The 13,627-nt window shown below is 69.2% G+C and carries 12 protein-coding genes; 9 read left to right on the top strand and 3 right to left on the bottom strand.

What is annotated here, in order from left to right; translation table 11 throughout:
• Positions 1-282: 282 nt before the first annotated feature.
• On the top strand, positions 283-939 hold the full coding sequence (locus ACN5KJ_RS02525; RefSeq protein ID WP_023849424.1) for an SH3 domain-containing protein: 657 nt from the start codon (positions 283-285) through the stop codon (positions 937-939).
• A 138-nt stretch (positions 940-1,077) separates the two neighbouring features.
• Here ACN5KJ_RS02525 and ACN5KJ_RS02530 read toward each other — a convergent pair whose 3' ends face one another.
• The 3 genes from ACN5KJ_RS02530 to ACN5KJ_RS02540 form a co-directional block, all read right to left on the bottom strand.
• A complete protein-coding gene (locus ACN5KJ_RS02530) occupies positions 1,078-1,464 on the bottom strand; it encodes a VOC family protein (RefSeq protein WP_418591930.1) in 387 nt (128 codons plus the stop codon).
• 603 nt (positions 1,465-2,067) lie between these two features.
• Positions 2,068-2,547 (bottom strand): pyridoxamine 5'-phosphate oxidase family protein, encoded by a 480-nt coding sequence (locus ACN5KJ_RS02535; protein ID WP_418591931.1) that lies wholly within the window; start codon positions 2,545-2,547, stop codon positions 2,068-2,070.
• A gap of 130 nt (positions 2,548-2,677) precedes the next feature.
• Positions 2,678-4,723, bottom strand: a complete 2,046-nt coding sequence (locus tag ACN5KJ_RS02540; protein WP_418591932.1) for a TonB-dependent hemoglobin/transferrin/lactoferrin family receptor — start codon at positions 4,721-4,723, stop codon at positions 2,678-2,680.
• 245 nt (positions 4,724-4,968) lie between these two features.
• Between ACN5KJ_RS02540 and ACN5KJ_RS02545 the strand changes: the two genes are divergently transcribed.
• From ACN5KJ_RS02545 to ACN5KJ_RS02580, 8 genes are all read left to right on the top strand, one after another.
• Positions 4,969-6,132 carry an isovaleryl-CoA dehydrogenase gene (locus ACN5KJ_RS02545; protein ID WP_347167424.1) on the top strand — a complete coding sequence of 388 codons (1,164 nt, stop codon included), beginning with the start codon at positions 4,969-4,971 and terminating at the stop codon, positions 6,130-6,132.
• A gap of 138 nt (positions 6,133-6,270) precedes the next feature.
• Positions 6,271-6,585: a hypothetical protein gene (locus ACN5KJ_RS02550; RefSeq protein ID WP_347167425.1), complete on the top strand. Its 315-nt coding sequence runs from the start codon at positions 6,271-6,273 to the stop codon at positions 6,583-6,585.
• On the top strand, positions 6,582-7,058 hold the full coding sequence (locus tag ACN5KJ_RS02555) for a lysozyme inhibitor LprI family protein (protein WP_347167426.1): 477 nt from the start codon (positions 6,582-6,584) through the stop codon (positions 7,056-7,058). The genes ACN5KJ_RS02550 and ACN5KJ_RS02555 overlap by 4 nt, the downstream gene beginning before the upstream one ends.
• A complete protein-coding gene (locus tag ACN5KJ_RS02560; protein WP_418591933.1) occupies positions 7,058-8,608 on the top strand; it encodes an AMP-binding protein in 1,551 nt (516 codons plus the stop codon). Before ACN5KJ_RS02555 ends, ACN5KJ_RS02560 begins: the two co-directional genes overlap by 1 nt.
• Positions 8,605-9,204, top strand: a complete 600-nt coding sequence (locus tag ACN5KJ_RS02565) for a hypothetical protein (protein WP_418591934.1) — start codon at positions 8,605-8,607, stop codon at positions 9,202-9,204. The genes ACN5KJ_RS02560 and ACN5KJ_RS02565 overlap by 4 nt, the downstream gene beginning before the upstream one ends.
• A gap of 213 nt (positions 9,205-9,417) precedes the next feature.
• A complete protein-coding gene (locus ACN5KJ_RS02570; protein ID WP_418591935.1) occupies positions 9,418-9,873 on the top strand; it encodes a hypothetical protein in 456 nt (151 codons plus the stop codon).
• Positions 9,870-11,495: a carboxyl transferase domain-containing protein gene (locus ACN5KJ_RS02575; RefSeq protein ID WP_418591936.1), complete on the top strand. Its 1,626-nt coding sequence runs from the start codon at positions 9,870-9,872 to the stop codon at positions 11,493-11,495. The genes ACN5KJ_RS02570 and ACN5KJ_RS02575 overlap by 4 nt, the downstream gene beginning before the upstream one ends.
• Before the next feature lie 174 nt (positions 11,496-11,669).
• Positions 11,670-13,619, top strand: a complete 1,950-nt coding sequence (locus tag ACN5KJ_RS02580; protein ID WP_418591937.1) for an acetyl/propionyl/methylcrotonyl-CoA carboxylase subunit alpha — start codon at positions 11,670-11,672, stop codon at positions 13,617-13,619.
• Positions 13,620-13,627: the final 8 nt, after the last annotated feature.

Consider the following 13,627-nt stretch of genomic DNA (forward strand, 5'->3'; position numbering starts at 1 on the left):
TGCGAAGGGCAGTCCGGCATGGCGGATGCATGGACCGGGCCTTGGGGCAGGCGCGGGGCTTGTGCGTGTCCGACAGGCGTATCGCGGCGCGACCCGCGTCGCGCGTGGTGGGCGTCCGGCGCGCTGCGTCCTCTGCCGTCTTCGGCGCGCTGGACCGGGCCTGCCTTCGTTTCACCGTGTTACAGGTTCGGCGGCCTGCCGCGCAGGCAGCCAATCTTCCGGGGGAACGAATTGCGGCGCCGGGATGTTCTTGCTCCAGACTGATCAACAGGAGATAACATCATGAAAACGCGCATCCTTATCGCCGCTACCGCCACCTCTGCCCTGCTTGCCGGTGGTGCCGCCGCGGCAACCTCTGCCTTTGCCACCACCGACCTGAACCTGCGGTCCGGCCCCGGCCCGCAGTACGAGATCATCGGCGTCATCGACGGCAGCACCGAGACCATGGTCGAGGGTTGCCTGGCCGAAGCCAACTGGTGCCAGGTCACCTATGACGGTCAGGCGGGCTGGGCCTCGGGCGAGTACCTCGCGCATTCGCTGGAAACCCCGGTTCCGGTCTACTCGCCGGACAGCCAGGTCGAGGTTTCGACCGTGACCTATGAAGAGCCCGGCGACAACGGCGGCGCGGCGGTTGGCGCCATCGGCGGCGGCGCGGTTGCCGCAGCGGCCCTGGGCGGACCGCTGGCCATCCTCGGCGGCATGCTGATCGGCGGCGGCGTCGGTGCGGCGGTCGACGTGGACGAGACCACCGTGACCTACATCCGCAACAACCCGGTCGACCCCGTCTATGCCACCGGTGAGGTCGTCGTGGGCGCCAAGCTTTCGGACACCGCCGTGGTGACGCCGATCCCGGAAAGCGAATACGGCTATGTCGCGGTGAACAACACCACCGCTGTGGTGGACCCGGCAACCGGCGAGATCGTCTACATCGTGCGCTAAGCCACGCGGTTCACCCCGGAAGTTACCGGCCCCTGCCTCGCGGCGGGGGCCTTTTTCATGCCCGGCTGCGTCGCGCGCCCGCCTGCGGACATCCGGGAAGGCGGTTGCGGCGCTGACCCGTCTGCCCGCGCGGGCCGCTTATCCGGCCTCGTAGAGTTCCAGCGGCAGGTCGTCGGGGTCCTTGAAGAAGGTGAAGGCGCGTCCGGTATAGGGATCGGTTCGGATCGGTTCCACCGCGACGCCCGCGGATTCCAGCCTTGCCTTCACGGCGCCCACGTCCTGAACGGTGAAGGCCAGATGCCGCAGGCCCTGCGCTTCGGGATGCGAGGGGCGGGGCGGCGGCGCGGGAAAGGAAAAGAGTTCCACCTGCGTGCCGTCCGGCAAGGCGAGGTCCAGCTTCCAAGAGTCCCGCTCCGCGCGGTGGTTCTCTGCCACGACGGTCAGGCCAAGGATATCGACATAGAAGGCGCGCGCGCGGGCGTAGTCCGAACAGATGATCGCGGCATGATGCAGTCCCGACAGCATGACATCCTCCGTTTCGCCTCAGACCGTTTGTCGGCCGCTCGGGGCAGGTGGTCAAGAGATCCCCTCTGACCGGTTGCCGTTGTTGGGTGAGGGAGGCGGGCGCCGGAGGCCTGCGGATCGCCCGGGCCAGTGGCCCGGTCCCCTTCGTCACCAAGGCCTTCAGAAAAGGGGGGCGGTCGGGGTGGTGCCTGTGCCGGGAGCCGGGACGGCGCCGCGCCGCTGGGGTTTGAGGGGAAGCGGTGCTGGGTGATCTTCCGGTGGCCCGGTCGCGTTGTCATGGCCCAACAGGACCTGTCCCGGGACAGGGAGCGGCGGCCCATCTGCCGAAGATCGGGAGGGTGGCCCGGGAGCGCGCCGTACCGGTGGGACTCTGAAAGCGAGCGGCGCAAGGGGCGGCGTACCCGGATCAATCTGGCCGAGAGGGTCAACGCACATTGAACCGGGGGGACCAACTGCCGGGCGGAGCGGTCTTGCCCGGGCCGCTTTCTGCCGGGGCGGTGCCGGGTGGCCGGGCGTTGCTGTCCCGCCCCCGGGGCCGCGCCACGAAAAAGCCCCCGCGGCACAGGGGCCGGGGGGCTTTCATCGCCAGAGCGGCGCCGCAGGTCAGGCGGCTGCGGCAAAGGTGACGTGGCCGTGCTCGCCGCCATCGGGCGTGTCGTCGGTCACAGTGGCCTTGGCGATCTCGTAGAGGTAGCCGACGGTCTTTTCCGTGGCCCAGACCTCGGCGTGAAGCGGGGTGAACTTGACGAGGCGCACCTTGCTGTCCTCTCGACCGTTCTCGAACCATGCCGCGGCGAAGACGTTCCACATCTCGTCCAGCTTCCGGTCGTCGTGGACCTCGGTCAGCGTGCCTTCGATCGTGGCGTAGAGGTTGGCCTTGGGGTCGGCCACCTGGAAGCTGGCCTTGCCGCCGCCCCTGGCGCCGTCGTGCGCGGCGGTGCCTTCGGCGGTGATGAACCACAGCGCGTTGGCCTTGCGGTCGGGCTGCGGTGCCATCGGCACGGGGCGCTCACCCTCGGGGGCAAGCAGCCCGGCGCGGACGTCGTCGATGCGGTCCCAGAAGGTGTCGATGAGGGCTGTCATGGTGCTCTCCTGCAAGCTGTGTCGTTGCAGGAGAAACACGCGGGGGCCGGACCGGGTTCCGGCGCGCCTTTGGCTGCGCGCAAACGCGGGCAAAGGACCGGGCCGGAGGGAACCGGCCCGGCGCGGGGCCTCAGAAGGTGAAGCTGGTGCTGATCTTGAAGGTCCGGCCCGGCTGGGGCAGGGCGTTGGGGTAGATCGTGTATTCCGTGTCGAAGAGGTTATCGACGCCCAGACGCACGGTCGCCCCCTCCAGCGCGCCCCGGCCAGGCTGCCAAGTGGCGAACAGATCCGCCGTCTGCCAGGCATCGCCGCCGGTGGCGCCCTCGGGCAGGCGGGTCTGTTCGGCGGCGAAGGTGCCCTTCACGCCCATTTCCCAGTCTGCCCAGGGCCGCAGGCCCACGGTCGCCGTCAGCCGGTCCTGCGGGATGGACCCGAGGTTGCCGCCGCCGTCACGCTCGCCCCGGTTGACGGTCAGCCCGGCCTTCACGAACCAGTCCTGCGCGTCGTAGTCCAGTTCGGCCTCAAGCCCCCAGAGCCGGGCGTCGGTGTTCGTCGTGGTCGTGTAGTCGGTGAACAGCAGTGTGCCCGGCGGCACGAAGACCGGCGAGACGCTGCTGAAATCGCCCACCACCTGATCGACGTAGTCCTTCACGCTGGCGTTGTAGATATTGGCGCTGAAGCCCAGCCGGTCGCCAGAGCGGAAGACATCCGTGCCGGCGTAGCGCGTGCCCAGTTCGACCTGCGTCGAGGTTTCGGGCTTCAGGTCGGGGTTCGGGACAAAGCGGTTCACGAAAGAGCCGGTGGTGCCCGGCCCGAAGGGCGTGGTGAAGGCGAAGTGCACGCCGTCGTTGTAGATCTCGGACAGCGAGGGCGCGCGGAAGGACCGCGAGACATTGCCGAAGATCTGCCAGTTCTCGGTCGGGCGATAGCTGAACCCGATGCGCGGCGAGGTGAAGCTGCGGTCCACCGTGTCGAGCGCGCTGTCGTCCGGGTCGCGGTGGTAGCGGTCGTGGCGCAGGCCAAGGATCAGGTCCATCCGGTCGCTCAGCCCCAGCGTCGCCTCGGCGAAGACACCCAGCGTTTCGGCGCTGGCATTGGGGTAGGTCGAGCGCAGGGCGCCGTCGCGGTCGCCCTCCTGCTCGTCGCGGAAGGCCTCGAAGCCGTAGACCAGTTCGACCGGCACACCCAGCTCGACCTGCGAGCGGTTCACCACCTCGACGCCGGTGGTGGTGTATTTGGTGGTGTCCAGACGCCTGCCGCTGACCTGCTCTTCGGTGATCTCCAGCCTGTTCGAATACAGCAGGACCGAGAGGTCCAGCAGTTCGGAATTGCCCGGGTTGAAGTCCCAGCTCAGGCGCAGGGCGTCGTGGTCGGCCTCGCGGTTGACATCCGTCAGCGGATCAGAGGCACTGGCGGCATTGGGCGGCAGAAGTCCGTCGTCGGTGTATTTCGAATAGCTCAGCTCGAAGCGCTGGTCGGCGTTCGGCTCGAAGCCCAGCTTCACCAGCCCGTTCTGCAGGTCGACGGCAGAGCGCCCGATGGCATTGCCGTCGCCGTCCGTCAGGTCGTCGCCCATCCTGCGGTCGGCAAGGAAGAGCATGGCGTCGACGGCGCCCCAGTCGCCATAGGCGGCAAGGCTGCGCCCGATGGTCTCGCCGTTCGACGAATAGCTGAGCGCGGTGCGCCCGCCGACCGTCTGGCCCTCCTTCAGCAGGTCGCCCGCGTCGCGGGTTTCGATCGAGATGACACCGCCAAGGGCGCCCGAGCCGTAAAGGGTAGAGCCGCCGCCGCGGATCACCTCGACCCGCTGCACCAGCTCGGGGTCGATGAAGAAGCGCCCGCGGTGCGCCTGTCCGAAGTTCAGCCGCCCGCCGTCCAGCCGCAGCACGATCTGGTCGTCGTCGAAGCCCCGGATCGAGGGCGTCTGCGACATGCCGCGCGGGCCGCCGAAGATGTTCACGCCGGGAATGTCGCCGATCAGCGATTCGAAATCGGTGGCCTGCACGCGGGCGAGGTCTTTGGCATCCAGCGCGGTCGCGGCCACCGGGGCCTCTGTCATCGGGCGGGAATCGCGGAAGACGGTTTCAAGCAAGAGCGTGCCGAGGCTCATTCCATCCTGTGCGGCGGCGCTTCCGGCGATCATGGTCGAGCCCAGCAGAAGGGCGAGTTTGCGCATGTCGGTTGGTCCTGTCTGGCATGAGGGATGCCTGCGGGGCCTGCCGTATGGGTGGGGCGCAGTCGTCGAGGGATGCGGCAGTGTCGCCAAATCCGACAGGAAAAGTAAGGTTTTCCGCCGGGCGTACTGCGGGCTTGCGCCGACCTGTTGCGCGGATGCACCATCGCCCCACGCTTGCGGCGATTGACGAAAGCCGCGCGGCGTGCATAAATGAACAAGTGTTCAATAAGCGCGGGGAGGGCGCGATGTTTCTGGCCAGCATGGAGTTCGACCTTGGCGAAGACGTGAACGCGCTTCGCGAGATGGTACACAAATGGGCGCAGGAGCGGGTGAAGCCGATGGCCGCCGACATCGACCGCGACAACGTCTTTCCGCCCGAGCTGTGGCAGGAGATGGGGGCGCTGGGCCTGCTGGGCGTCACGGTCCCCGAGGAATACGGCGGCGCGGGGCTTGGCTATCTCGCCCATACGGTCGCGGTGGAAGAGGTGGCGCGGGCCTCGGCCTCTGTCTCGCTGTCCTACGGCGCGCATTCCAACCTCTGCGTCAACCAGATCCGCCTGAACGGCAACGACGCACAGCGCGCGAAATACCTGCCGCGTCTGATCTCGGGCGCGCATGTGGGCGCGCTAGCCATGTCCGAACCGGGGGCGGGCTCGGACGTCGTCTCGATGAAGCTGCGGGCCGAGAAGCGCAACGACCGCTACGTGCTGAACGGCAACAAGTACTGGATCACCAACGGCCCCGACGCCGATACGCTGGTGGTCTATGCCAAGACCGACCCGGAGGCCGGGGCCAAGGGCATCACCGCCTTCCTGATCGAGAAGGAGATGGCGGGTTTCTCGACCTCGCCGCACTTCGACAAGCTGGGGATGCGCGGGTCCAACACCGCCGAACTGATCTTCGAGAATGTCGAGGTGCCCTTCGAGAACATCCTCGGCGAAGAGGGCAAGGGCGTGCGCGTCCTGATGTCGGGGCTGGATTACGAGCGGGTGGTGCTGGCGGGAATCGGCCTTGGCATCATGGCGGCCTGTCTCGACGAGATCATGCCCTATATGGTCGAGAGAAAGCAGTTCGGTCAGAGCATCGGGAACTTCCAGCTCATGCAGGGAAAGATCGCCGACATGTACACCGCGATGAACTCGGCCCGCGCCTATGTCTACGAGGTGGCGCGCGCCTGCGACCGGGGCACCGTGACCCGGCAGGATGCGGCGGCCTGCTGTCTTTATGCCTCGGAAGAGGCGATGAAACAGGCGCATCAGGCGGTGCAGGCCATGGGCGGCGCGGGCTTCCTGAACGACGCGCCGGTGGCGCGCCTCTTTCGCGACGCCAAGCTGATGGAGATCGGCGCCGGAACTTCGGAAATCCGCCGGATGCTGGTGGGTCGCGAGCTGATGGGGGCCATGGGATGAGGCCACCGCTGCCTCCTGCGCGTGCGGGTGGACCCGCCGTTGCCGGGGTCACGTGCCTTTGCCCGGATCGCGCTTTGACGGCGAAGCGCCGGCAGCGGCATCGGGCGTTGCCTCAGGGCAGCGGGGCCTGGCCCTGAGATGCCGCGCTGGCTGGTCTGGTCGCCCGTCTGGGGGCTTCTGGGGCTGACAGCCGTGCTGGGCTGGCGCGAGGGGCGCGCCTTCGTGACGATGACCGAGGGCGACGTGATCGCCGCCTATGCGCAGCGCTACGTGGCGCAGGCGGGGCCGGGGGCGCGGCCATCGGACTGCACGGCGGAACCGGGCGGCGCCGCGTGGCTGGTGATCCGCTGCGGGCGTGGGCCGGTGATGGAATATCACGTCAGCCGCTTCGGCTGGCTGAAGCGCATCACAGGCCCCGCGGGGCGCGATATCTTGGAAGGACCGAAAACATGAAATGGATGGCTCTGATGCTTCTGCCCGGCGCGGCCTTCGCGCAGGACGGGATGGTGTTCTCGCCGCAGGCGACCGAGGCCTGTTTCGCAGAGGAAGGCTATGCCGAGGATTGCATCGGCCTCTCGGCCAACCAGTGCATGACCGACACGTTCGGCGGCGAGTCCACCGCCGGCATGGGCGGCTGTCTGGATGCGGAATGGCAGTATTGGGACAACCGCCTGAATGCCGCCTACGGCGAGGCGATGGCGCAGGCGAAGTCCATGGACGCGGACAAGATGGAGTTCGCCCCCTCGCAGACCGAGGCCCTTCAGGCGATGCAGCGGCTGTGGATTCCCTACCGCGACGGGCAGTGCGACTATGTCCGCAGCCAGTGGGGCGGCGGCACCGGCGGCGGGCCCGCCTCGCTGGAATGCCTGATGACCCTGACCGCGCGGCAGGCGCTGTTCCTCGAAAGCGCAACGCAAGAGTACTGATGCTGCAAAACCCCGGATCATATCAGGCGCTGCGCGACGGCTTCCGGTGGGAGATCCTCGCCCGGCTGAACCTTGCCGCGCAGGCCTGCGATGACTGGGTGGCACGGGCGCCGGACCGGCTGGCGCTTATCGACCTCAGCGGGGGCGCGCGCCGCGACTGGAGTTACGGCGCGCTTTACGACCTGTCCCGGCGGGTACAGGCAGCGCTGTGCGCGCGGGATGTGTCGCGCGGCGACCGGGTGGGTGTCCTGCTGTCGCAATCGCCGCTCTGTGCCGCCGCGCATCTGGCAATCTGGCGCATGGGGGCGGTTTCGGTGCCGCTGTTCAAGCTGTTCCGCCGGGACGCGCTGGCCAGCCGGGTGGGCGACAGCGGCGCGGCGGTGGTGGTGACAGACGACGAAGGCGCCGCGATGTTGGACGGGCTGGGCGTCTCGGCGCTGACCGGCGCGGCGCTTTCGACCGACGCCGCGCCCGCCACGCCGGAACCGACCGGCCCCGAGGACCCTGCCGTGCTGATCTACACCAGCGGCACCACGGGCACACCCAAGGGCGCGCTGCACGGCCACCGGGTGTTGACCGGCCACCTGCCGGGGGTCGCGGTCAGCCACGATTTCCTCGGCCAGCCCGGCGACGTGCTGTGGACGCCCGCCGACTGGGCCTGGATCGGTGGGCTTTTCGACGTGTTGATGCCGGGGCTGGCGCTGGGTGTGCCGGTGGTCGCCGCACGGATGCCGCGTTTCGACGTGGACGCGTGCCTGCGCATCGTGACCGAGGCGGGGGTGCGCAACGTCTTTTTCCCGCCCACCGCGCTGCGGATGCTGAAGGCGGCGGGCGCCGCGCTGCCGGGCCTGCGCTCCGTCGCCTCGGGCGGCGAGCCGCTGGGGGCCGAGATGCTGGCCTGGGGACGGCAGGCCTTTGGCGTCGGGATCAACGAATTCTACGGCCAGACCGAGTGCAATATGGTCGCCTCGTCCTGCGGCGCGCTGTTCCCTTCGCGGCCCGGCGCGATCGGGCGCGCCGTGCCGGGCTTTGATGTGGCGGCGATCGATGCGCAGGGGCAGCCGACCGCCGCAGAGGGCGACATCGCCGTGCGGCGCGGGGCGGCCTCGATGTTCCTCGGTTACTGGAACCGTCCCGAGGCCACGGCAGAGAAGTTCCGCGGCGACTGGATGCTGATGGGCGACCGGGGCGTCGCAGAGGGCGGCTTTCTGCGCTTCCTGGGCCGCGAGGACGACGTGATCACCAGCGCCGGTTACCGCATCGGTCCCGCCGAGATCGAGGATTGCCTGATGACCCATCCGGCGGTCGCCACCGTGGGGGTCGTCGGCAAGCCCTGCGCCCTGCGCACCGAGATCGTCAAGGCCTATGTGGTGCTGAAACCGGGCGCCGCACCGGGTGAGGCAGAGTTGATGCACTGGGTGAAAGAACGCCTTGCAAGCTACTCATACCCAAGGGAAATCGCCTTCGTCGAGGCGCTGCCCATGACCGTCACCGGCAAGGTGATCCGCAAGGACCTGAAGGCCCGCGCCGCGGCGGAGGTGTCGGCATGATCCGCGCGCTTGCCCTGACCGCCAGCCTTGGCATTTGCCCTTGCCACGCTCAGGAGGAAGCGCGCGAACCGCTGCCGGATTTCGCCATCTGCATGGATATGGAGGCGGCGCGCTACGAGCGTGCGTTGAAGCGGCTGCGCGAGATGCCCGACGCGCCGGAGTTCGAGATCGGCGACGAACGCGGCACCGGCTATTGCGGGTCGGTGGGCATCGTCCTCTGCGACCGGCTGGAGGTGCCGGAGCAGGTCCAGGACTGCCAGCTGGCCCTCGCCGCAGAGCAGCTGGCGCTGGCCGCAAAGGTCCGCGACACGCTGCCCGATCCCGAGGCGGTCCAGACCGGCGGCGCCTTCGAGCAGGCCCTCTATCCGCAGGTCTACGCGCTGGCCGAGGGCATCTCGGCAGGCCCCGACTGCGATGGGGCCGAAGCCGCCTTTCAGGCCTGGTGCACCGCATGGGAGGCCAACAACCGCCTCTCGACCGCCGTTCTGGCCTGGCAACTGGCGCGCTTCATGGGCCTGGCCGAACCGGCGACAGAGGCGGGCTGGGCCGACAGCCCGCCTCCCGTCCGGCCCCGCGCGCGTGCGGACGAAAGCTGACCCCATGCCGTTATCCACAGGAAATCTCTGGAAATCGCGAAAATCCCGCACAAAGGCGCCGGACCGGCCGGGCACCCGTATTGCGTGGCTTTCCGACAGGTTGCAGGCTTTGGCCGCCGATCACGGTGCCCTCTGCCGGGCGCCGGTCGCGTTGCTGCCAACCTGTGCGAGGGAAAGATGAAAGCGATCTGTGTGTGTGTTCTGGGGCTGTCCATGGGCTTGACGGGAAAGGCGGCGCTGGCCGCCTCGGACGATCCGGCCCTGACGCCGGGCCTTCTGGCGGTGCAGGCCTGCGTCGCAGAGGTGGGCAAGGCCGCCCGCGTGACCACCGACTATGGCTGCGCCGAGGAAGCCTATGTCGCCTGCGCCATCGGCGGGCGGCTGGAACGGCCGCTGACGCTGTGCCTTGACGGCACGCGGGCGGCGCTGGCGCGTGACGTGGCGGGGCTGCTGGACGGTCTGCCGCGCCGGGTGCCCGCGGAACTGGGGATGCCCCAGGACGAATACCGCCAGATGCGGCGGACGCTTGTGGCGGCACCGGACTGGCCGGGCTGCCCCAAGGGCGACGCGGGGGCGGAATGCCTGTACCGCCACGTCGCGGAACAATGGGTCGAGGCGCGCGAGCTGATCCGCGCCTTCGACGCGGTGACAGGCAGGGAGGCCGAATGAAACTGACATCCCAAGCGATTGCCGGGTCCGAGGGGTTTCGCGCCAACGAGGCGGCCCATCTCGAGGCGCTGCGCGTGGTGCGCGAGGCCGCCGAGGCGGCGGCGGAAGGCGGCGGGGCGCGGGCCCGGGAGCGGCACCTGTCGCGCGGCAAGATGCTGCCGCGAGAGCGCGTCGCGGCGCTGCTCGATCCCGGCTCTGCCTTTCTCGAGATCGGCGCCACGGCGGCGCATGGGATGTACGAGGGCGCGGCGCCCGCGGCGGGGATGATCGCCGGGGTGGGCCTTGTCGCGGGGCGGCAGGTCATGGTGGTCTGCAACGACGCCACGGTGAAGGGCGGCACCTACTACCCGATGTCGGTGAAGAAGCACCTGCGCGCGCAGGAGATCGCCGCCGAATGCCGGCTGCCCTGCGTTTACCTGGTGGATTCGGGCGGTGCGAACCTGCCGAACCAGGACGAGGTCTTTCCCGACCGCGACCACTTTGGCCGGATCTTCTACAACCAGGCGCAGATGTCGGCCCGGGGCATCGCGCAGATCGCCGTGGTCATGGGCTCCTGCACGGCGGGCGGCGCCTATGTGCCCGCCATGTCCGACGTCTCGATCATCGTGAAAGAGCAGGGGACCATCTTCCTTGCCGGGCCGCCGCTGGTGAAGGCCGCGACAGGCGAGGTCGTCAGCGCCGAGGATCTCGGCGGCGGCGACGTGCACACGCGGCTGTCGGGCGTGGCGGATTACCTTGCCGAGGACGACGCCCATGCGCTGGAACTGGCGCGGCGGGCGGTGCGCTCGCTGGGGCAGGGCGGCGCGGGAGGGCCGCTTGCGGGCGGTGGCGGGAACGCCGCCCCGACGGGCGAAGCGCCCGCCTATGACCCCGCCGAGATGCTGGGCGTGGTGCCTGCCGACCTGCGCACCCCCTACGACATCCGCGAGGTGATCGCGCGGGTGGTCGACGGCTCCTACTTCGACGAGTTCAAGGCCCGCTTCGGCGAGACGCTGGTCTGCGGCTTCGCCCGCGTCTGCGGCATGGACGTCGGGATTGTCGCCAACAACGGCGTGCTCTTCTCCGAGGCCGCCGCCAAGGGCGCGCATTTCGTGGAACTCTGCTCGCAGCGCCGCATCCCGCTGGTCTTCCTGCAGAATATCACCGGCTTCATGGTGGGCCGCAAATACGAGAACGAGGGCATCGCCCGCCATGGCGCCAAGATGGTGACGGCGGTGGCCACGACCTCGGTGCCCAAGGTGACGCTGCTGGTCGGCGGCTCTTTCGGCGCGGGCAACTACGGCATGGCGGGCCGCGCCTACCAGCCGCGCTTTCTCTGGACATGGCCCAACAGCCGCATCTCGGTCATGGGCGGCGCCCAGGCGGCGGGGGTGCTGGCCACGGTGAAACGCGACGCGATGGAGCGCGCGGGGCAGGACTGGTCCGCCGAGGAAGAGGCCGAATTCAAGCGCCCCACGATCGAGATGTTCGAGCGCCAGTCGCATCCGCTCTACGCTTCGGCACGGCTCTGGGACGATGGCATCGTCGACCCGCGCAAGACCCGCGAGGTGCTGGCGCTGTCGCTGCGGGCCGCCCTGAACGCGCCCATCGAGGAGACGCGCTTTGGCGTATTCCGGATGTAGCGAAGGAGGGGCGCTGCCCCTCTGCTCCTGCGGAGCATTCACCCCGGGATATTTCGGGACAGAAGAAACGAGTGTCCGGTTTTCTTCTGTCCGCAAATATCCCGGGGAGCGCGAGGGGTTGGCCCCTCGCATCCGACGCAAGACAAACGCGGGACGGCCCGGAAGGAGAAGCCCATGTTCGACACAATCCTGATCGCCAACCGGGGCGAGATCGCGGCCCGGGTGATCCGCACCGCGCGCGCCATGGGGCTGCGCACGGTGGCGGTGCATTCCGACGTGGACGCGGGCGCGCTGCATGTGGCCCTGGCGGATGTGGCGGTGCATATCGGCGGGGCCGCACCGGCGCAGAGTTATCTGCGGGGCGAGGCGATCATCCAGGCGGCGCGGGACTCCGGCGCGCAGGCGATCCATCCGGGCTATGGGTTCCTGTCCGAGAACCCGGATTTCGTCGAGATGGTGGAGGCCGCCGGGCTGACCTTCATCGGGCCATCGGCAGCGGCCATCCGCAAGATGGGTCTGAAGGATGCCGCCAAGCGGCTGATGGCCGAGGCCGGGGTGCCGGTGGTGCCCGGCTACATGGGCGAGGATCAGGACCCGGGCCATCTGGAGGTCGAGGCCGCGCAGATCGGCTATCCGGTGCTGATCAAGGCCGTCGCGGGGGGCGGTGGCAAGGGCATGCGGCTGGTCTCGCGGGCCGAGGATTTCGTCGACGCGCTGGAACGGGCCAAGGCCGAGGCCCTGGGCGCCTTCGGCAACGACCATGTGCTGATCGAGAAATACATCCAGCAACCGCGCCACATCGAGGTGCAGGTCTTTGGCGACGGCACCCGCGCGGTGCATCTGTTCGAGCGGGATTGTTCCCTGCAGCGCCGTCATCAGAAGGTCATCGAGGAGGCGCCCGCGCCCGGCATGACCGAAGAGATGCGCGCCGCTATGGGCTCGGCCGCCGTGCGTGCCGCCGAGGCGATCGGCTACAGCGGCGCGGGCACGGTGGAGTTCATCGTCGACGGGGCGGAGGGACTGCGCCCGGACGGGTTCTGGTTCATGGAGATGAACACCCGGCTTCAGGTCGAACATCCCGTCACCGAGGAAATCACCGGCGTCGACCTGGTGGAATGGCAGATCCGCGTCGCCTCGGGCGAGCCCTTGCCCGCCCGGCAGGAGGATCTGTCGATTCGCGGCCATGCCTTCGAGGCACGGCTTTATGCCGAGGACGTGCCCGCCGGGTTCCTGCCGGCGACGGGGCGGCTGTCGCATCTGTCCTTTCCCGCCGGTGTCCGGGCCGAAAGCGGCGTGCGTGCGGGCGATGTCATCAGCCCGCATTACGACCCGATGATCGCGAAGATCGTGGTGCACGGGCCGACCCGCGCGGTGGCCCTGCGGCAGCTGGCGCGCGGGCTGGCGGGCACGCAGGTGGCGGGCACCGTGACCAACCTTGGTTTCCTGGGGGCGCTGGCGAACCACGCAGGCTTTGCGCGCGGCGATGTGGATACCGGGCTGATCGCGCGGGACCTCGAGGCCCTGACCGCCCCGGACCTGTCCGACGACAGCAGGGCGCGGGCCACCGCGCAGGCGGCCCTTGTGGCGGCGGAGCTGTGGGAGGCCAGCGATGCCTTCACCGGCTTCACTCTGTGGGGGCCGCTTTCCCGGCTGGTGCCGCTGCTGCATGACGGTGATGACGTCGAGGTCGCGCTGGCGGTGCTTGGTCCCGATGCGGTCACGGTGTCCTGCAACGGCACGGTTGTCGAGGCGCGGCGCGGGGCGGGTGGCTGGCGCCTGAACGGCGCGCTGCCGGCGGATCATGCCGACGACGGCCAGAGGATCACCGTCTTTGCCGGGCCGGGGCTGGTCTTCGACCGGGTCGATCCGCTGTCGCGCGGCGGGGCCGAGGCCGCCGGCTCCGACGTCACCCTGGCGCCGATGCCGGGGCGCGTGGTGTCGGTGCATGTCCGGGGCGGACAGGCGGTCGAGGCCGGTGACAGGCTGGCGGTGCTGGAGGCGATGAAGATGGAACACACGCTGACCGCCGCCCGCGACGGCACCATCGCCGAGGTGCTGGTGCGCGAGGGCGATCAGGTCGAGGCCGGGGCGCCTCTGGTCAGGCTGGAGGAGGTGGAGGCATGAGGACTTGT

This window comes from Ponticoccus sp. (in: a-proteobacteria) (genome assembly GCF_048381735.1).